The following is an 18,152-nucleotide window of genomic DNA, read 5'->3' on the forward strand; positions in this document are numbered from 1 at the left end:
CTCCATCTTCTGCGCCTGGTTCAGGCGCTCCTCCGCCTCGTGCTGGCGCGTCGTGTCCATGACGATGCCCGCCAGGCCGCGCGTTCGGCCGGCCTCATCGAGATAGGCCTTGCCGCGCAGCGCGATCCAGCGGGTCGCGCCGTCGTCGGCCCGGCGGATGCGACAGTGCAGGTCGATCCGCTCCCGCCCGTCGGCACCCTCCAGCGCCGCCCGCGCCATGGCGCGGTCCTCCGGGACGACGTGGCGGAGGATGGTTTCGACGTCCCAACCCGCGGCCAGCCGGTCGTAGCCGAAGATCGCGTCGTGGCGCGGGGTGCGACGCGACGTGCCCGACACGAGGTCGATCTCCCAATCACCCATCTCGGCGGCCTCCAGGGCCAGAGCGAGGTTGTCGCGCGCGAGCTGCAGCTCGGCCCGGCGCGCCTCGCGCTCGTCGGCGGCGGCCTCGGCCCGGGCGTAGAGGAAGTCGACCTCGCGCAGATAGACCCCGAGCACGATCAGCCCGGCCACGAGCGCTTCCAGCCGTCCGACGAACCAGCCGACCGTGCCGCGCGCCGCGCCCGACAGGGTGATCATGTTGTCGAACACCAGCAGCAGCAGCGAGACGGCCAGCCAGAGCTGAAGCACGGTGCGCAGCCGCGTCGTCCAGCACAGGACCGCGAGCGCGGCCACCGTCAGGGCCACCACGACGGGTCCGATGCCGGAGGTGGTCAGGAGCCAGTAATCGTCGCCCTCGACGCTCTTCGGCAGCAGGTGGACGTAGCGCGTCGCTGCGAGGCCGGCGAGCACGACCGCGACCGCGGCGGTCGCCGCGGCGAACCAGCCGACGCGCGCGGCGCGCCCCGGCGGGACGGACCGGCTGCGCCCGTCGCCCTCCATGATGGCGTAGGGCAGCGCGAACAGCGGCGGTCCGACGTGCCAGAAGGTCCAGAACCAGGTCGTGGTGTCGGGCCCGTCGCCGAGCAGGCGGCCCGGCGCGAGGACGTTGGGGAACGACAGGAGCTGAAGCAGGACGATCAGCGTCACGTAGAGGCTGCCGGCGCCGAGAACGAGCAGCGGAACCGAGCGCGTGTGCAGGTACTGGGAGAAGAACAGGTAGGTGGTCAGCGCGTAGACCACGGTGAGGGCCGACTGGTAGACGGGCACGAAGCCCGGCATCGGCGGCATCGGATGGCTCGCAACCGGCAGCAGCGCGAGCGTGACGGCGCCGAAGGCGAGGCTGACGATGCCGGCGAGACGCCGCTGTGCCGGATTGGCCCGCGCCGTCGCCAGGGTCGCGAGCGTCGGGTCAGGGTCGACCGCGGGCATCGTGTCCTCCCCCAGCGAGGCGCTCGACCAGGCCGATTCGGCCAGTCGTGCGCGCGGAGAACGGCGTAGCACGGCCCTGTCGGGCCGACCATTCGCTGGTTCCAGGGGCACCCTCCGCCACGATCGCACCGGCTCACCGTCGAGGCGAAGGGGGCACCGGGTTGCGGCCGATGCGGAACGCTTGGAGAGAAGCCGGGGTGCGGGCGAAGACGGCGGCGACGGAAACGGCCGATACCCGAATGGCAGGCGGTGCCTATACCCTGCCGACGCAGGGAGGCTGGAAACGCCGCAAAGCTGGGCAGTTCGACCCCTCCGAGAACGCGAGGGTTGTTTCAGGGCCGCCGTCGATCAGGAAGGGACGGCCGCTGAGCCGGGGCGGACCAGTGCGAACGAGAGGCATCGCTCGCCTCTGGGGCGGGTAGACCGATCCCGAATTCGACGCGGGCGGCGACCATTCCAGGCGAGGCCGCCATCGCCTTCGGCGAGCGGAGTGAAGACAGGTTCGCGGAAGATCCTGTGAGGCAGAAGAAACAATTCTCTTCATAGCATCAAATTCCGGGCGGGGCCGCTTCGGCCAACGCATCCGGTCCAGAAGCTTTCGATGGCGGAACTGCGAGGGCGCAACGCTGTGAACTCTGATCATCGTTAGGAATGCCGCGGTAGCAGCGAATACATCATCTACGTCCGACCGCATGTTCTTTCGGATAGGCGGTGAATGCTGCGATGGACTTTTGCGCGCGAGTCGCGGAATCTTGAGCCGGGGGCCCCGTGCGAGTCGGAGGCACCATGGGCTACGAGATCCAACCTCATAACGCTAAGCCCGCCAGCGTCTGGAACGCCGGCGGTGATCGATACAACGAGATCAGTCGCGGCATCGCCGACAGCATCGAGCACTGCGTGTTGCGCCTCGATCCGCAGCCGGGCGAGCGGGTGCTCGATCTGGCCACCGGGACCGGCTGGACCTCACGCGTCGTCGCCAAGCGCGGTGCGCAGGTGATCGGCGCCGACATCAGTGCCGATCTCCTCGCCTTCGCCGTAAGGCAGGCCCGGACCGAGGGCCTCGAGATCGATTATCAACTCGGCGACGCCGAGCGACTGCCCTTCGCGGACGGCGCGTTCGATGCCGTCGTATCGACTTGCGGCATCATGTTCGCGAGCCGCCCCGAGGCGGCGGCAGCCGAGTTGGCGCGGGTCTGCCGCAAGGGTGGACGGATCTGCCTCACCACGTGGTTGTCGGACGGCAACGTGTCCAAGATCTTCCGGGTGATGAAGTCCTACATGCCGCCGCCTCCCGATCCGGCTCCGCCCTCGCCGTTCGAGTGGGGCCGCACGGAGCGGCTCGAGGAATTGCTGGGTAAGGACTTCGACCTCGCCTTCGAGAAAGGCGTCTCGTTCTATCGCGAGCCGACTGCCGAGGCAGCTTGGGAGCGGTTCTCCGGCGGCTACGGCCCGACCAAGGCCCTGGCCGCCAGCCTCGACGAGGACCGGCGCGCCGCTCTCCGCCGGGACTTCACCGCCTTCCATGCCCAGTTCCCGACGCCGCTGGGGATCTGCGTTCCCCGTGAGTATTGGGTCACACGTGGCATCCGCCGCTAGAGCCATACCCGACCGGGTTGCATCGGGTCGGCGCCCCCCGGTCGTTGATCGATCCGCATTCTTCCGACGAATCGGTGACCACACCGTCGGAATGCGCTCAAGCCCCATCCCGGCTCTGTCGTGGTACGGCAGGGCCAGCACTGGTCCTCTCCGCGGTCGGAAAGCCGATGACGAGCCCAAGGTGACGATCGACGATGTCCGATCGGATCGTCTCGGATGGTGATTGCTGTCCTGCTATGATGCGAAGCGAACTCTTCGCCTCGATGCGGAGCATCATTGCGGCGCAGGGAGGCTGGCATGAAGCGTTGCGCGATCCTCGGTCTGGCGGTGCTCGCGGTGGCCCCGGCTTCAGCCGATCCGGTGGAACTCTCCGCCTTTCGCGACTTGCCGCGGCCCGCGCCGACCCTGCAGCTCACCTACGGTGAAGCCCCCTCTCAGGGCATCGATGTGTTCCTACCTGCTGGACCCGGCCCGCACCCGGTCGCGGTCCTCATCCACGGCGGTTGCTGGAGCGCCGCCGCCGCCGGGCGCGAGCAGATGCGTCACCTGGGCCCGGAACTGACGCGTCGTGGGATCGCTGTCTGGAGCATCGGCTATCGTCGCGCGAACGAGGCCGGTGGTGGCTATCCCGGGACCTATCAGGACGTGGGCGCCGCTCTGGACCGGCTCGTCGACGCGGCAGGCGCCCACCACCTGGACCTCTCGCGCGTGGTGCTCGTCGGCCACTCGGCTGGCGGTCATCTCGCCCTGTGGGCGGTCTCGCGCGGCGCGCTGCCGGCCGAGAGTCCTCTTTACGCAACCACCCGGCTCGTCCCCCGCGCCGTCATCAGCCTGGGCGGCGTGGGCGATCTAACGAGCTTCGCACGGTTCGTCCCTGTGCTCTGTGGCCCAGGCATTGTCGAGCGGCTTGCCCCAGCAGACAAGCTTTCGGAAGTCTCGCCCGCCTCCCTCCCGCCGTCGGGTGTGCCGATCGTTTTGGTCAGCGGCGTATTCGACCGGCTCACGCCGCCCTGGGTCGCGCACGACTATGCCCGCCGCCTGCGAGAGAAAACCGGGACCGCCCCGCGGCTCGTCAACGTATCGGATGCCGGACACTTCGATTTGGTGACGCCGTCGGCACCGGCTTGGCAGGCGGTGCGCAATCTCGTCGAGGCGTCGTTGGAACACCGGTAGGCGGGAGGCGGGCCGCTCTGCTCCCATCACACGGCGGCGGAGATCAGCCAATTGACCAGCTTCCCGACATCCTGCGCCCGTGCCGGATGTCGCGGGTGGACGGCCCAGTAGGGGTGAGCGTCGAGCACCGGCCCGAAGGGCTGAACCAGTGCGCCGCTCGCGAGGTCGTCGGCGGCAAGCACGACCGAGAGGAGCGCGACCCCCTGGCCCGCAATCGCGGCCTGGATGACGTGACCTTCGTCGCTGAAGCGCGTGCCCGCCCCGCCGTCGACGTCCGTGATCCCGGCCTTCCGCAGCCAGACCGGCCATGTCGGCGTCTCGTCGGTCAGGTCGGGCCACTCGAAGTGCAGCAGGGGGTGGCTCGCCAAATCGCTCTCGGATCGAACCGCGAGACGAGGACTGCAAGCGGGCGCGACCCGGTCGACCACCAGCCTGTGAGCGTCGAGGCCGGGGTAGCGTCCGGGCCCGTAGCGGACGGCGACGTCCACTCCGTCGCGCGCGAAGTCGACCAGGCTGTCGGACGCGTGCAGGCGCAGGTCGCAACCGGGATGCGCGGCACGGAAGTCGCCAAGCTGGGGAACCAGCCACTTCGCGACGAAGGCGGTCGGAGCCGAGAGCGTGAGAAGGCCGGCCGAGGGCCGGCCGCGGATCTGGTCGATGGCGTCGGCGAAGGCATCGAAGCCATCGCGAAGCACGGGCAGCAGTACGGCTCCCTCGGCGGTCAGCCGGACCCGGCGCGTCTCGCGGTGGAAGAGGCGAAGCCCCAAAGTCTGTTCGAGAAGCCGGATCTGATGGCTGACGGCGGTCGGCGTGACGCCCAGTTCGTCGGCGGCACCGCGGAAGCTCAGGCGGCGCCCTGCCGCCTCGAAGGCCCGCAGCGCCGCGAGCGGGGGAAGCGATCTCCGCATCGTCATGGCTGAACGTAGCTCATCCGTCGCGTGAGGAGAAGGCGTTCGTCATCCGGCACTCGGGCTGGCACAAGGACGCCCGCCCAGGACAGGAGGCTCCGATGAAAGCGATGGTGTTGACGCGGTTCGGGGGACCGGACAGCTTCGACCTCCGGGACCTGCCCGATCCATGGCCGGGCCCCCGCCAAGTCCGCGTCGCGGTGCATGCGACGTCGATCAACCCGCTCGATGGCCAGATCCGCCGCGGCGACTACGCCGACCAGGTCGAACTGCCGGCGATCATCGGGCACGACGTCTCCGGCGTCGTCGATCGGATCGGATCCGACGTGACGGAGTTCCGCGTCGGGGATGAGGTCTATTACACGCCGCGGATCTTCGGCGGGCCGGGATCCTACGCGGAGTACCACGTGGCGGACGCCGACATCGTGGCGCGGAAGCCGGTCAACCTGACCCATTCCGAGGCCGCGAGCGTCAGCCTCGTCGGCGTGACCGTCTGGGAAGGGCTGGTCGAGCGGGCCCGATTGCAGGTGACCGAAACCGTCCTGATCCATGGCGGCGCCGGGGGCGTCGGGGCCACCGCCGTCCAAGTCGCCAAGGCCATCGGCGCGCGGGTCCTGGCGACGGCGCGGGGCAGCGACGCTGCGCTTGTCGAACAGCTCGGCGCCTCGGCCGTCATCGATTTCGAGCGCGAGGACTACGTGGACGCCGTCAATCGCCTGACCGAAGGCAGGGGCGTCGACGTCGTCCTCGATACGATCGGGCGCGACACGCTCTCGCGTTCCCCGCGCATCCTCCGCGAGGATGGGCGCGTCGTCACCCTGGTCGACACCGCCACGCCGCAGAACCTCATCGACGCCTGGGGCCGGAACGCGACCTACCACTTCGTTTTCTCTCGCCAGAATCGAAGCAAGCTCGACGCCCTCACGCGCCTCCTCGAGCGCGGCTTGGTGGTTCCGCAGGTCGGCCTGGAGTTTCCCCTCGACGACGTCGCACGGGCTCACGCGCGCTCGGAGGCGGGCCGGCTCAAGGGCAAGATCGTGCTTCGGGTCAGATCCTGACGCCAGGTCACTGCTGGATTCCGCGGACTGCACGTTTATGTCGGCTGCCGTCGCCACGTCGCTGATCACCCCGGAGCGAGCGACGCTCCGAGGTGATCCACGATGGCCCGGACCTTCGCCGAGGGCCTCGGACCGGCCGGAAAGACCGCGTACACCTCGGCCGGATCGAGCCGGTAGGGTTCGAGCAGCTGGGTGAGCTGGCCGGTTCGCAGCTCTTCCCCGGCCATCACGCGGGTCGCGAGCGCGATGCCCAGCCCCGCGACCGCGGCGGCCAGGATCCCGGACGCCGAGCTGATCCAAAGCCGCGCGGGGACATCGACGGAGGTGGCGGTCCGATTGTGCATGAAGCGCCAGCTCTCGCGACCGAACAGGCCGTGCTGGACGATGCAGGCGTGCCGGGCGAGCTCGGCCGGGTTGGTGGGCACGCCACGGGCCGAGAGGTAGGCCGGCGCCGCGACCACCAGCCGCTCGACCACCGCGAGCCTGCGAGCTCCGAAGGTGGAGTCCGCCAGCGGCCCGACGCCGACCCGGATCGCGACGTCGACTCTGTCCGTGACGAGGTTCTGGCGCGCATCGCTCATCGTGATCTCGACCCTGAGGTCGGGATGCCGGGCGAGGAACGTCGCGAGCGCGGGAACGACCGCCCGTGAGCCGTAGAGCACCGGCAACGCGAGGCGGATGACGCCCTGCAGCGAGTCCACCCCCCGGGCCGCCTGCTCGGCCTCCTCGACCTCCGCGAGGAGGAATCTGGCGCGCTCCAGGTACAGGCTGCCGGCTTCCGTCAGCGAGATGCTGCGGGTGGTGCGCAGCAGCAGTGTCGTGCCCAGCCGCGCCTCCAGCGCTCCGACGATGCGCGACACGGAGGGTTGCGAGAGCATCAGTTCGCGTCCCGCGCGCGAAAGGCTGCCGGTCTCCGCCACGCGGACGAACACCGCCATTTCCTGCCAGCGATCACTCATTCGACATCCGGATAGATGATGTTCGCATAGAGCGGATACACGCGTTTCGACAGATGGCCTACCTCCCGGCTCACGGCGCCGCCACGGCGTCGGGGAGAACAGCGATGAGGCTTCAGGACAAGCTCGACGCCCTGCGCGAGGCCTTCGAGAACGGACGCTGTCCGCGGGTGCCAACCCGCCTGCGCCTCGCGCTGCCGGCGGACCTGATCGTGGTCGACCGGCGATCCGGCCTGGATGCTGCCAGTGCTCGACCGCCAGCGCGCCGTCCTCCCGGCCTGACCGTCCACACCACCACCCAACAGAAGGAATATTCGACAATGGCTATCAAGATCTACGGCGATCCCGGCTCAGGCAGCCGGCGTCGCGTCACGTCGGCCGCCGCCGCCATGGGCGTCGACATCGAGATTGTGGACATCGATCTCTTCAAGGGCGAGAGCCACACGCCCGAGTTTCTGGAGTTGAACCCGCACGGGCTGTCGCCCGTGATGGTGGACGGCGACTTCGTCCTCTACGAATCCGCGGCGATCAATCTCTACCTCGCCGAGAAGGCGGGAAGCGACCTGGCGGGGCGGACGCCGCGCGAGCGGTTCGAAATCCTCCAGTGGATGTTCTGGTCGGGCGAGCAGTGGCGCGTCTTCGCGACGCTCACTTTCGACGAGGTGCTCGCCAAGCGCTTCATGGGTCAGCCGGCCGACCAGACCATCGTCAAGCTGGCGGACGACAAGATCCGCGCGGCCGCCGCGGTGCTGGACGCGCATCTCGCGAAGCGCAGCCACATGGTCGGCGACCGGCTGACGCTGGCCGACTTCGACGTCGCCGGCCCGTTCTCGCAGAACGAGCGGACAAAGATCCCGCTCAACGAGTTCCCGAACCTGGTGGCTTGGCAGCAGCGTTTGCTGGCCACGGTGCCGGCTTGGGCCGCGACGAAGCGCGAGGTCGACGCCCGCATCGACGGTGCCCTGGATGCGGCGGGCATCACGCTCTGAAGTGCGGCGCCGGCGTCGCGGAGGGAAGCCCGCGCCACGCCGGAAAGCCATTGGGAAGGTCGGACAACCACGAAGACCGGTATCGTGGGAAGCGTCCGGATCGATGGCCTCATCGAAAGCTCTGGTCGCCCAACGCCGGTGCGGGCTTCACGGCGACGGCGAGCGGAGACAGCGTTCGAGAGGGTGAGACCGCGGGCGGCAACAGAGTGCCGTCCCGATCCGGCGGAGCGCGGCCGGACGCGCGGAACAAGGCTTGCCAAAGGGCGTTTCATCGATAATTATCAAGTTATGACAATGACTTAGTGAAAGTAATGCTCCCGATCCGCTCTGCCGCGCGGCAAATCTTCTCCGGCATCCCGGTGCGGTGGGAAGGCTCTTCCCGAACGCACCTCCGAGGCTCGACTCAACAAGCTGCACGCCGGCCGGCGGGACGGAAATCGTAACGGGATCCCCGCTTCAAGGACACCATCATGCTGAGTGCGACGATGCTTCCCGGCGATCAGGTCGTATTCGACCGGCTCGACCTCGCCGAGGCGCTCGGGATCTGGCGCAACGCTCGGGGCCGGGTGGTCGGCATCCACGGTCAGGCCGGCTGCGCCACGATCGATGTCCAGTTCGACGGGCACGAAACCTTGCAGAGCTACCTGCCGGATCTGTTCCGGCGCATTCAATGAAGCGATTAGACGGGCCGAAGATGCGTGCGGACTATCATCGGTGCGACGTCCGCTTCCCCCCTCTGTTCAATCCGGCGACCCGGTCGTGACCGCGGCTCTGGCAATCGTCCCGCCCCTGCGGGCGACAAGCCGCAGCACCGCGGAAGGAGAGGTCTGGGCGGCCATGCGGGCGGAGGCCGAGGCCGCACTGATCGAGGAGCCGCTCTACGCCGGCCTGATCCAGGCGACGGTGCTCGATCAGCGCAGCTTGCCGCAGGCGCTAGCCTACCGCCTCGCCCACCGGCTCGGCGACGGCGATCTCTCGCGGCTGACCATGCGCGACCTCTGCCTCTCCGCCTTCGAGGCCGACCCGCATGCGGGGGCGCACGCGGTGCGCGACCTCATCGCCATCCGCGAGCGCGACCCGACCTGTCGGCGCTATCTCGATCCGTTCCTGTTCTACAAGGGGTTTGCCGCCCTCGAAGGCTACCGGGTGGCGCACTGGCTGTGGCACCAAGGCCGGGCGACGCTCGCTCTGCACGTGCAGAGCCGCATCTCCGAGGTGTTCGGTTGCGACATCCATCCGGCGGCGCGGATCGGCTCGGGGGTGTTCATCGATCACGCCACCGGCGTCGTCATCGGCGAGACCACGGTGGTGGCCGACGACGTGTCGATCCTCCAATCGGTGACGCTCGGCGGCAACGGCAAGGAGAGCGGCGACCGGCATCCGAAGATCGCCCGCGGCGTCCTGCTCAGTGTCGGCGCCAAGGTGCTCGGCAACATCCGGGTCGGGGAAGGCGCCAAGGTCGCCGCAGCCGCGGTGGTGCTGCACGAGGTGCCCGCCCACACCACCGTCGCGGGCGTGCCGGCGCGGATCGTCTCCCGCCTCGGCCCCGGCGAGGAGCCGGCCCAGAGCATGGATCAGTCCTTCGTCGGGTACGGCGACGGGATCTGAGTGCCGCGCGACGCGCTTGAGGATAGAAATCCATTTCAAGATTTCTCCCTGTTTTGCATTATGGGGAAGATATTTCCCCGGTTCTATCCTTTGTCGGAAGAGCAATTTTCCTTGCGCCCGAAACTTAGAGATTCATCACACAAACAGACAAAAAATGAGAAAAGTGTTCTATTGACCCTCACGAGGTCGAGCTTCTAGGTTCGGGCCGCTTCGCCAGCCAAGACAAGTATATGCTGGTGGTTTTTCATCGCTCGACAGTTCTGGTCGGTCGCATTCGAAGGTGAATGCGGTTCCGGCGCGCCTTCGGCCGCGTCGCCGCCCTCGCATGGGCGCGGACCTCCCGCAGACATCCATCACCAGGAGACGACGACAGATGAGTGGACCGGGCCTGAGCGTGAGCGCATCCGCTGCGCGCAATCTAGCGACCGCGACCGTCACTTCGGTCCAGAACGTCGCCAACACCCCGCGCTTCCTCCTGCGTCTCCTGCCCTTCGTCGACGTCGCGGGCGGCGTCTACCGGGTCAACCGCCGCGCCGTGGTGCTGGCCAAGCCCGGCCGGGTCGATCTCGTCGCCGAGGACAAGGGCCGGACGATCAGCCCCGGATCGCTGCGCGCCGTGCCGCTGTTCAGCCGCTTGGGGGACGCCGAGCTCGCCGCGCTGGCGGGCAAGTTCACGCAGAGCCGGCACAAAGCCGGCGACGTCCTCGCCGAGGAGGGCTCGTCCGGCCGCAGCCTCGTGGTGGTGGCCGACGGCACCGTCGAGCTGACCCTGTCGGGCCCCTACAAGGGCCGCCTGCGCCAGGGGCTCGCCACGCGGGGCGACTATTTCGGTGACGACGCCCTCGTCGGCGAGGCTGGCCCCGCGCCGGCGGTGAAGGCGCTCTCGGCGGTGACGCTGCTGACGCTCGACCGCGCGGCGATCGAGGACGAGGCCGTGCGCTCGCGCATTGACCAGTATCAGGAGGAGCGTGACCGTCTGAAAGGTCACACCAACTCCTACGGCGAGCAGGGCATCGAGCTGCTCGCGGTCCATGCCGGCGAGCCGCGCCTGCCGACCACCTTCGTCGACTACGAGATCGACCCGCGCGAGTACCACCTCTCGACGATCCAGACGATCCTCAACACCCACACCCGGGTCACCGACCTCTACTCCAATGAGATCGACCAGCTGCGCGAGCAGATCCGTCTCACGGTCGATGCCGTGAAGGAGCGCGAGGAGTGGGAGCTCCTGAACAACTCGCAGTTCGGCCTGCTCGGCGAGGTCGCCGGCCGCCAGCGCATCCCGACCCGCTCGGGCCCGCCGACCCCGGACGATCTCGACGAGCTGCTGACGCTGGTGTGGAAGAAGCCGGCGTTCTTCGTGGCGCACCCGCGCGCCATCGCCGCCTTCGGCCGCGAGGCCACCCGCCGCGGCGTGCCGCCGGTCGTCGTCCACCTGTTCGGCGCGCCGTTCATTACCTGGCGCGGCGTGCCGCTCGTCCCCAGCGACAAGCTGCCGATCGACACCGATCCGGTGACGGGGGCTCAGACCACCTCGATCCTGCTCCTGCGCGTCGGCGAGGGCGAGCAGGGCGTGGTCGGCCTGCAGAAATCGGGTGTGACCGGCGAGATCGAGCCCGGCCTGTCGGTGCGCTACATGGGCACCAACGACCACTCCATCGCCTCGCATCTCGTGACCCGCTACTTCTCGGCTGCCGTGCTGGTCGAGGACGCGATCGCCCGTCTCGATAACGTGCTGCTGGGCAACTACCATGACTACGCCTAACGCACCCACTCTCGGTCTTCCGACCGGCAGCGCGGGCGATCTGGCGCATGCCGATCTCGTCGGGCGCCTTGCCCGCGAGATTTATGGCCAGGGACAGGCGGCCAGCGCGCCATTCCAGCCCCACCTGCCGCAGACGCCTCAAGCCCCCCAGGGGGTCGAGACCCTTCCCTCCGGTTTCGGGCAGCCCGCGCTGCCCGGCGCCTCCCTCGGCACGCCTTCCGTGCCGTCCGGCGCCTCGGCGGCCGGCCACCAGCCCGACGTCTCGGCCCAGGCCGCGCGTTCCTTCGGCGCGCCGCCGGTCGGCCTGCCGGGCCTCTCCGGTCCCTCGCACGCCAACCCTGTCGGCGCGACGCCCGCGCCGGCGAGCGCGAACCTCCTCGACGTGGCAGCGATCCCCTCGGTGCACCCGTTTCCGAACCAGAACCGGTTTCCGGAATACTTCGTGCCGAGCGTGCCCGACGTGGCGGCGGCGATCCCCGGCGGGCCCGACCTGCACCGCCGGATCGCGGCCGATCACCCGCGCGCCAACGGCTTTGCCCACGCGCTGGCGCCGCATCTCGTGCCGCGCGACCCGTCCAAAGGGGGCAAGGCGACGGGCAAGGACGACGCGCAGGAACATTTCTCGGAGTTTGGCCGGCTCCCGCACCCGAATGCGCCCGACAACACCGGCGACTACTACTTCCTGAGCCCTGCCCCCGCGCCGGCGCGAGCCAGAAAAGCCGCGGCTCAGCCGCGGGTCGAACCCTCGCGCCACGAGGGCCCCGCCCCGCGGATCACCTCGCACGGGTCGGTTCCTGCGGCCGCGCCCTTCGACGTCGAGCACGTGCGCAAGGATTTCCCGGCCCTGCACCAGAGCGTGAACGGCCATCGGCTGGTCTGGCTCGACAACGCGGCCACCACCCAGAAGCCGCAGAGCGTGATCGACGCCACCAGTGAATTCTACGGCCGCCACAACTCGAACATCCACCGGGCCGCGCACACGCTCGCGGCGCGCTCGACGGACCTGTTCGAGGGCGGTCGGGAGAAGACGCGCCGCTTCCTCAACGCCCCGTCGAAGGACGACATCGTCTTCCTGCGCGGCACCACGGAGGCGATCAACCTCGTCGCCCATTCCTACGGTCGGGCGAATATCGGCGCGGGCGACGAGATCATCGTCTCGACGATTGAGCACCACGCCAACATCGTGCCCTGGCAGCTCCTGGCGCAGGCGACAGGCGCGACGATCCGGGTGATCCCGGTCAACGACCGCGGCGAGATCATCTTCGAGCAATATGCGGCCTTGCTCTCGGGCCGCACCAAGATCGTTTCGGTGACCCATGTCGCCAACGCGCTCGGCACGGTGAACCCGATCCGGGAGATCATCGCGCTCGCCCACGCCTACGGCGTGCCGGTGCTGGTCGATGCGGCGCAATCGACCCCGCACATCCCGATCGACGTGCAAGCGTTGGACGCCGACTTCCTGGTGTTCTCCGGCCACAAGGTGTTCGGGCCGACCGGCATCGGCGCTCTGTACGGAAAGAAGCACCTGCTCGAGGCGATGCCGCCGTGGCAGGGCGGCGGCCACATGATCGAGGACGTCACCTTCTCGAAGACCGTCTATAAGGGCGCGCCGGAAAAGTTCGAGGCCGGCACACCGGACATTGCCGGCGCGGTCGGCCTCGGCGCGGCATTGGACTATCTTGAGAGCGTCGGCCTGCCGGCGATCGCGGCCTACGAGCACGACCTGCTCGAATACGCGCAAGAGGGCTTGGCCGAGGTGAAGGGCCTGCGCCTGATCGGCACGGCGCTCAACAAGGCGAGCGTGATGTCGTTCACGGTCGACGGCCTGACCAACGAGGCGGTCGCCCATCACCTCGATTCGCTCGGGATCGCGGTGCGTTCCGGCCATCACTGCGCCCTGCCGGCCCTGCGCCGCTTCGGTGTCGACCAATCGGTGCGCGCCTCGCTCGCCTTCTACAACACGCGGGAGGATGTCGATCTCTTCCTGCGCGCGCTGCATACCTTGCCGCGGCACTAGGGCGTCGCAGCAAAGACAATGTCAGCCGGAGCATAGTCATGCCAAGCGTGATCATGGCAAAATAGTTGGCTGCCCGCATCTCGTAGTGAATGCCGCTACGGCGATCCTGCCGCGGCCGGCCGATCAGCCCCTCGACCTTGTGCTTCCGGTCCACAAGGTCATGGTGCTTGATGATAGCCTTATCAGAACGGCAATATTTCTGAATCAGGCTTGCTCGGGCGAAAGGCTGTCCGACATCTCCTCGACAGTTCGTGACTACCGGTAGCGTGTGATACGGTTTCCGAGTGTTACTTCGGTTCCACCATCCGCCGTCATTGCGAGGCTCAGCGAAAGCAATCCAGGGCGCGACTTTGCCGGAGAGGTCGCACGCTGGATCGCTTCGGCTCCGCCTCGCGATGACGGGATGGGGCACAGCCCGAGGTGATCAACCGGAAACCGCATGATGAGCCTGTTTGCCACCGCCGCGATCACGGTGGCGCCGCTGCCGTGCGGGTTGGAGCAGTACCGTTCCGGCCCGTCAGGCCGCTCTCGCGAGTTCCGTCGTGATGTGCTTCACCGACGGCGTGACGATTGCCACGAATTGCGCCTCGCGCAGGCGGCGGAACGGCTCCGACCCTTCGAGATAGCCGCGGGCGCCGAACTGGAGCATGGCGGATTGCGCCGCCTCCAGCGCCAGGAGCGACACGTCGAGGCGCAGCCGCAGGGTGTCGAGGAAGGTCGCACGGTCGGTCTCGGCATGGCGCACGGCCGCCGCCGCGACCCGCTCGCGCAACACCTCGGCGCGGGCCTCTATGGCCTCGGGGCCGAGCGGCAGGTATCGGCCGTCGTGGCGGCCGCGGGCATCCTCGCGCATCAGGCGGGCGACGCCGCGGACGAGCCCCAGACCCATTCCGGTCTGGAGCAGGACGAAGCCGTTGCGGATGCGCGGCACGAAGGCGGCGACGTCGTGGGCGATCACGTCGGCGTCGGGCAGATAGGCGTCACGCACCATCACGGTGACGGTGCCGGTGCCTTCGAGCGCGACGAAGCGAGCGTTGGCGGCGATCGCGACGGCCGCGGTGCCGGCCTCGAACAGTCCCATCACCCGCCGCCCGTCGGGCAGCGAAGCAATGCCTGCGAAAAGGTGGCCGGGAACAAGGTTCGAGACCCAGGGCAGGCGCCCACGCACCCGGTAGCCGGCTCCCTCGCGCTCACAGCGCAGCGCCAGCGGCTCGATGCCGGAGAACGCCTTCATCGGGTTTGACAGCCCGGTGCCGCCGAGCGCCGCGCCGTCGGCGAAAGCGGCGAGGTGGCGGCGCGGGCCGGCCTCCTCGGAGCGGGCGAGGTACCAGACCAGCGCGTCCTGGCACCAGATGCAGAAGGCGGTGGAAAGGCAGGCCTCGCCAGCCTGCCCCATCGCGTCGATCGCCGCTAGGAGGCCCTCGGGGGTGCCCTCAACATGGTGAGCAAAAGTGCCGGCAGCCCCCAGCGCCCGCAGGACGTCCACCGGGTACTCGCCGGCATCGATCGCCGCGAGGCGGGGGCGCAGATCCTCGCGCACGATCTCGGCGACCGTGCGGGGCGGCGTGATGCGGGCGCTGGCAGCCATGATCGGATCAGGCCCGGGCCAGGGTGACCGAGACGGGGTTCTGCACGGTGTTGAGCACCGGCGACCATTGCCCGGCATGGGCCACCAGTGCGTCGAGCTCGTCCGGGCTCGCGCCCTCGATGTCGAGACGGGCCTTGAGCCGCACGGCGGTGAGCCCGACCGGCTTCTCGGAGAGATCGCCCGTGCCCCAGACGGAGGTGATGTTAATGTCTCCCTCGGATTCGATCTCGATGCCGCGCACGATCCAGCCGCGGGCGACCGCGTTGGCCTGGAGGCCGACCGCGACGCAGGTGCCGAGCGCCGCAAGCAGCGCCTCGGTCGGGTTGGGGGCGGTGTCGTCGCCGAGCAGGGCCGGCGGCTCGTCGACGATGTGGGCATCGAGGTTGCGGACGTAGTTGAGGTGGCGGAAGCGGCGGCCTTCCGCGATCGTTTTTGCGCGCACGGTCTTCACCACGGACGGGTCGGCGCGGCCCCTCTCGGACAGCGCATGGAGCTTGTCGCGGTCGATCGTCTCGAACGTCTGGATGATCTCTCTCGCAGCGTTTGCGGTCATCTTGGAAGGAACTCCTCAGGTGGCGGGAATCCAGCGGGCGCGGGCGGCGAGGCGCCCGAGCAAGCTGTCGAGGGCGTAGCCGATCAGGCCGATCAGCAGGACGAGGGCGGCGAGCCGGTCGTAGGAGAGGGTGTCGCGAGCGTCGTTGATGGCGTAGCCGAGCCCGCTCGTGACCCCGAGATATTCGGCCGGCACCAGCACGATCCAGGCGACGCCGAGGGCGAGGCGCAGCCCGGTGAGGATGTCCTGCAGCACGGCCGGCACCACGACCGCGCGCAGCGCCGCGAGGCGCCCGGCACCGAGATTACGCGCCATAGCGAGCCAGACCGGATCGACCCGCTTCACCCCTGCCGCGGTGGCGAAGAGGATCGGCCAGATCGCGGCAACCGCGATCAGGAAGACGATCGCGCCGTCCCAACTCGGGAAGGCCAGCACCGCCACCGGCATCCAGGCGAGCGGCGAGATCATCCTCAGGAGTTGGAACGGCGGCTGGAGGATGCGCTCGGAAAGCGGCGAGGAGCCCATCAGCAGCCCGAGCGGTGCGCCGAGCCCGAAGGCGACGGCGAGTCCCTGGCCGATGCGCGCAAGGCTCGGGGTGGTGGCCCGCCACGCCTCGCCGGAGCTCAACAGGTCGGCGAAGGAGGCGAGCGCCGGGCCGGGCGCGAAGCCGGCGAAGGCCGAGTAGGCCGGCACGCTCTTTAGCACGAGGCCGGCAACGAACCACACGAGTCCGAGCCCGGTGAGCCCGAGCAGCGGCGCCATTCGGTCGAGCGCGGGGCCGATTCGAGCCGGGCGGCGCGGCGGCCCGGCTGCGACCTCGACGGCGAGAGCGGCGGGAGTGGCACTACCGGTCACAGGCTCAGGGTCTCCTGGCGAGTGAGGGCCGCCGGATCGGTTGCGCCCGGCCATTCGGGGTAGCGCCTCAGCGCGGCGGCGACGAAGCGGTCGTCCACCAAGTCTCTCGTCACGAAATCCGGATCGAGGCCTTTCAGGAAGGTGGCGTCCCCCTCGACCACGGTGTCGCCCATCGCCTCGACGATGAGCTTCGTCGCCGATGGATAGGGCCAGGGCTGGAAGTCGATGCGGCGTGCCGCCCAATCGGGGTGGCGGATGGCGCCGCTCTTCTCGTAGGCCGCGCCGTAGTCGGTGGTGGCCTTGATCAACACGTCGGCGGGCATCGGCAGGTAGCCGCGGCCCTCCTTCGAGATCAGGCGGGCGACCTCCTCGCGGTTCTTCACGCAATAGGCTTGCGCCCGGACGATGGCCTCGATGGCCCTCCCCGTCCATTCCGGGTTGGCGCTCACCTGCCGCTCGTGGGCGACGACGACGCAGCAGGGATGGTTCTTCCAGATGTCGCCGGTGAAGCGCAGCATCCGCGCCCCGGCCTTGAGTTCGCCGAGCGCGTTGAACGGCTCGGCGACGATGTAGCCGTCGATCTTGCCCGCCGCGAGGGCTGCCGGCATCTCGGGCGGCGGCAGGATCTGGAGGGCGCACTCGCGCGGGCCTGCCTCGCCGCGGATGACCGGTGCCACGCCCGATTGGCGGAGCGCATATTGCAGCACGACGTTGTGCATCGAGTACCAGTACGGTACCGCGACGCGCTTGCCCGCGAGCCCCGTGAAATCCTCGATCCCGCTTTTTCCCCCGACGACGATGCCGGAGCCGTTGGTGTGGGCCCAGGCCAGAACCTTGACCGGGAACCGGTTGTTGTACCGCATCCAGACCGGGATGGGTTTCAGCAGGTGTGCAAGGTTGAACTTGCCAGCGGCAAACCCCTCCACCAGCGCCGACCACGAGCGCACCGGCGTCGGCTCGGCGACCTTGAGCCCGGCCTCTTCGAAATAGCCCTTGGCGTGGGCGACGAGCAGCGCGGTGGCGTCGGTGATCGGCAGGTAGCCGATGCGCACGGTCTCGTCGTCCGCCGCGTGGGCGGTTTGGCCCGAGAGGCCGAGCGCGCCACCGCCGAGCAGGGCGGCGAGCCCGCCGCGGGCGAGGGCGTCGAGAGTGTCGCGCCGGGTCCAGTCGGCGCGGGACCATTCGTGTGTCCACAGGGCGGCGAGGTCGTCGGGAGCACTCATCGGGACTCGGCTTTTTGGGTTCGGGTCAGGCGGCGGCGCGGTCGGGCGCGATCGGTCCGAGGCGGTGGCGAAGCTCCGCCTCGGCGTCGTCGCCCAGCGGCAAGTCGTCGGCGATGCGGGCCGGGCGCCCGGCGAGCACCACGGCGCGCTCGGCCAAGGCCGCCACGTCGGCGAGATCGTGGGTGACGACGATCAGGGTGAGCCCGCGCGCCTGGGCAAGCCGCAACACGTCGCCGCGCAGACTCGCGCGCATCTCGGGATCGAGGGCGGAGAACGGCTCGTCGAGGAGCAGGATGCGCGGCCGGCTCGCCAACGCGCGGGCGAGCGCCACCCGCTGCTGCTGGCCGCCGGAGAGCTGGTGTGGCTTGGCCTCGGCTCGCTCTGTGAGCCCCAGATCGTCGAGGAGACGGCGGGCCTGCCCGACGGTTTCGGCCCGCTCGCGCCCGAGCCGGCCCGACAGACGGGCGGGGAGCAGCACGTTGTCGAGGACGCTCGCCCAAGGGAGGAGCGCGGGCCGCTGGAACATCACCGTGCAGCCCGGCACCGGCCCGCGCA

16 protein-coding genes and 1 pseudogene are annotated in these 18,152 nt (G+C 69.2%); 8 read left to right on the top strand and 9 right to left on the bottom strand.

The features are described 5' to 3' along the window. Positions 1-1,308 (bottom strand): MASE4 domain-containing protein (locus tag MFF42_RS13305; protein ID WP_238256156.1); only part of this gene is annotated, 1,308 nt, incomplete at its 3' end. Between the two features lie 786 nt (positions 1,309-2,094). On the opposite strand from MFF42_RS13305, the gene MFF42_RS13310 reads away from it, so the two are divergent. Together MFF42_RS13310 and MFF42_RS13315 are read left to right on the top strand one after the other, a co-directional pair. Beyond that, the gene (locus MFF42_RS13310) at positions 2,095-2,904 is read left to right on the top strand and encodes a class I SAM-dependent methyltransferase (protein ID WP_238256157.1); all 810 of its coding nucleotides are present in this window, start codon (positions 2,095-2,097) and stop codon (positions 2,902-2,904) included. Positions 2,905-3,201: 297 nt separating this feature from the next. Then, complete coding sequence (locus tag MFF42_RS13315; protein WP_238256158.1) at positions 3,202-4,077, top strand: alpha/beta hydrolase; 876 nt, start codon at positions 3,202-3,204, stop codon at positions 4,075-4,077. 26 nt (positions 4,078-4,103) lie between these two features. Here the strand turns inward: MFF42_RS13315 and gcvA are convergent, their stop codons facing one another. After that, positions 4,104-4,991, bottom strand: a complete 888-nt coding sequence (gene gcvA, locus MFF42_RS13320) for a transcriptional regulator GcvA (protein ID WP_238256159.1) — start codon at positions 4,989-4,991, stop codon at positions 4,104-4,106. Positions 4,992-5,086: 95 nt separating this feature from the next. Here gcvA and MFF42_RS13325 point away from each other — a divergent pair, with 95 nt between their 5' ends. Further along, positions 5,087-6,043: a zinc-dependent alcohol dehydrogenase family protein gene (locus tag MFF42_RS13325; protein WP_238256160.1), complete on the top strand. Its 957-nt coding sequence runs from the start codon at positions 5,087-5,089 to the stop codon at positions 6,041-6,043. A 65-nt stretch (positions 6,044-6,108) separates the two neighbouring features. Here the strand turns inward: MFF42_RS13325 and MFF42_RS13330 are convergent, their stop codons facing one another. Then, a complete protein-coding gene (locus MFF42_RS13330; protein ID WP_238256161.1) occupies positions 6,109-7,002 on the bottom strand; it encodes a LysR family transcriptional regulator in 894 nt (297 codons plus the stop codon). A gap of 104 nt (positions 7,003-7,106) precedes the next feature. Here MFF42_RS13330 and MFF42_RS13335 point away from each other — a divergent pair, with 104 nt between their 5' ends. The 5 genes from MFF42_RS13335 to MFF42_RS13355 all read left to right on the top strand — a co-directional run bounded on the left by MFF42_RS13335 (position 7,107) and on the right by MFF42_RS13355 (position 13,378). Beyond that, positions 7,107-7,988: a glutathione S-transferase family protein gene (locus MFF42_RS13335; protein ID WP_238256162.1), complete on the top strand. Its 882-nt coding sequence runs from the start codon at positions 7,107-7,109 to the stop codon at positions 7,986-7,988. A gap of 470 nt (positions 7,989-8,458) precedes the next feature. Next, positions 8,459-8,662 carry a hypothetical protein gene (locus tag MFF42_RS13340; RefSeq protein ID WP_238256163.1) on the top strand — a complete coding sequence of 68 codons (204 nt, stop codon included), beginning with the start codon at positions 8,459-8,461 and terminating at the stop codon, positions 8,660-8,662. Positions 8,663-8,747: 85 nt separating this feature from the next. Then, a complete protein-coding gene (cysE, locus tag MFF42_RS13345) occupies positions 8,748-9,596 on the top strand; it encodes a serine O-acetyltransferase (RefSeq protein WP_238256164.1) in 849 nt (282 codons plus the stop codon). Positions 9,597-9,969: 373 nt separating this feature from the next. Beyond that, a complete protein-coding gene (locus MFF42_RS13350) occupies positions 9,970-11,361 on the top strand; it encodes a family 2B encapsulin nanocompartment shell protein (RefSeq protein ID WP_238256165.1) in 1,392 nt (463 codons plus the stop codon). Then, entirely contained in the window at positions 11,348-13,378 is a 2,031-nt protein-coding gene (locus MFF42_RS13355) for a family 2A encapsulin nanocompartment cargo protein cysteine desulfurase (RefSeq protein ID WP_238256166.1), read from the top strand. The genes MFF42_RS13350 and MFF42_RS13355 overlap by 14 nt, the downstream gene beginning before the upstream one ends. 19 nt (positions 13,379-13,397) lie before the next feature. Here the strand turns inward: MFF42_RS13355 and MFF42_RS13360 are convergent. The 6 genes and pseudogenes from MFF42_RS13360 to MFF42_RS13385 form a co-directional block, all read right to left on the bottom strand. Further along, positions 13,398-13,523: pseudogene (locus MFF42_RS13360) on the bottom strand (IS5-like element ISMra2 family transposase); the annotation flags it as partial. Between the two features lie 372 nt (positions 13,524-13,895). Continuing rightward, positions 13,896-14,966 carry an acyl-CoA dehydrogenase family protein gene (locus MFF42_RS13365; RefSeq protein ID WP_238256167.1) on the bottom strand — a complete coding sequence of 357 codons (1,071 nt, stop codon included), beginning with the start codon at positions 14,964-14,966 and terminating at the stop codon, positions 13,896-13,898. A 7-nt stretch (positions 14,967-14,973) separates the two neighbouring features. Beyond that, positions 14,974-15,519, bottom strand: a complete 546-nt coding sequence (locus MFF42_RS13370; protein WP_238256168.1) for an OsmC family protein — start codon at positions 15,517-15,519, stop codon at positions 14,974-14,976. Positions 15,520-15,534: 15 nt separating this feature from the next. Beyond that, entirely contained in the window at positions 15,535-16,374 is an 840-nt protein-coding gene (locus tag MFF42_RS13375; RefSeq protein WP_238256169.1) for an ABC transporter permease, read from the bottom strand. After that, entirely contained in the window at positions 16,371-17,597 is a 1,227-nt protein-coding gene (locus tag MFF42_RS13380) for an ABC transporter substrate-binding protein (RefSeq protein WP_238256170.1), read from the bottom strand. Before MFF42_RS13380 ends, MFF42_RS13375 begins: the two co-directional genes overlap by 4 nt. Positions 17,598-17,622: 25 nt before the next feature. Next, on the bottom strand, positions 17,623-18,152 hold a 530-nt coding region (locus MFF42_RS13385; RefSeq protein ID WP_238256171.1), incomplete at its 5' end, for an ATP-binding cassette domain-containing protein.

Origin of the sequence: Methylorubrum podarium, assembly GCF_022179745.1 — a bacterium.
Classification (GTDB): domain Bacteria; phylum Pseudomonadota; class Alphaproteobacteria; order Rhizobiales; family Beijerinckiaceae; genus Methylobacterium; species Methylobacterium podarium.

Excerpts from the sequence above, each read along its gene's own strand:
- MFF42_RS13310 (WP_238256157.1), top strand. The coding sequence starts at position 2,095 with ATGGGCTACGAGATCCAACCTCATAACGCTAAGCCCGCCAGCGTCTGG.
- MFF42_RS13315 (WP_238256158.1), top strand. The coding sequence starts at position 3,202 with ATGAAGCGTTGCGCGATCCTCGGTCTGGCGGTGCTCGCGGTGGCCCCG.
- gcvA (WP_238256159.1), bottom strand. The coding sequence starts at position 4,991 with ATGACGATGCGGAGATCGCTTCCCCCGCTCGCGGCGCTGCGGGCCTTC.
- MFF42_RS13325 (WP_238256160.1), top strand. The coding sequence starts at position 5,087 with ATGAAAGCGATGGTGTTGACGCGGTTCGGGGGACCGGACAGCTTCGAC.
- MFF42_RS13330 (WP_238256161.1), bottom strand. The coding sequence starts at position 7,002 with ATGAGTGATCGCTGGCAGGAAATGGCGGTGTTCGTCCGCGTGGCGGAG.
- MFF42_RS13335 (WP_238256162.1), top strand. The coding sequence starts at position 7,107 with ATGAGGCTTCAGGACAAGCTCGACGCCCTGCGCGAGGCCTTCGAGAAC.
- MFF42_RS13340 (WP_238256163.1), top strand. The coding sequence starts at position 8,459 with ATGCTGAGTGCGACGATGCTTCCCGGCGATCAGGTCGTATTCGACCGG.
- MFF42_RS13350 (WP_238256165.1), top strand. The coding sequence starts at position 9,970 with ATGAGTGGACCGGGCCTGAGCGTGAGCGCATCCGCTGCGCGCAATCTA.
- MFF42_RS13355 (WP_238256166.1), top strand. The coding sequence starts at position 11,348 with ATGACTACGCCTAACGCACCCACTCTCGGTCTTCCGACCGGCAGCGCG.
- MFF42_RS13365 (WP_238256167.1), bottom strand. The coding sequence starts at position 14,966 with ATGGCTGCCAGCGCCCGCATCACGCCGCCCCGCACGGTCGCCGAGATC.
- MFF42_RS13370 (WP_238256168.1), bottom strand. The coding sequence starts at position 15,519 with ATGACCGCAAACGCTGCGAGAGAGATCATCCAGACGTTCGAGACGATC.
- MFF42_RS13380 (WP_238256170.1), bottom strand. The coding sequence starts at position 17,597 with ATGAGTGCTCCCGACGACCTCGCCGCCCTGTGGACACACGAATGGTCC.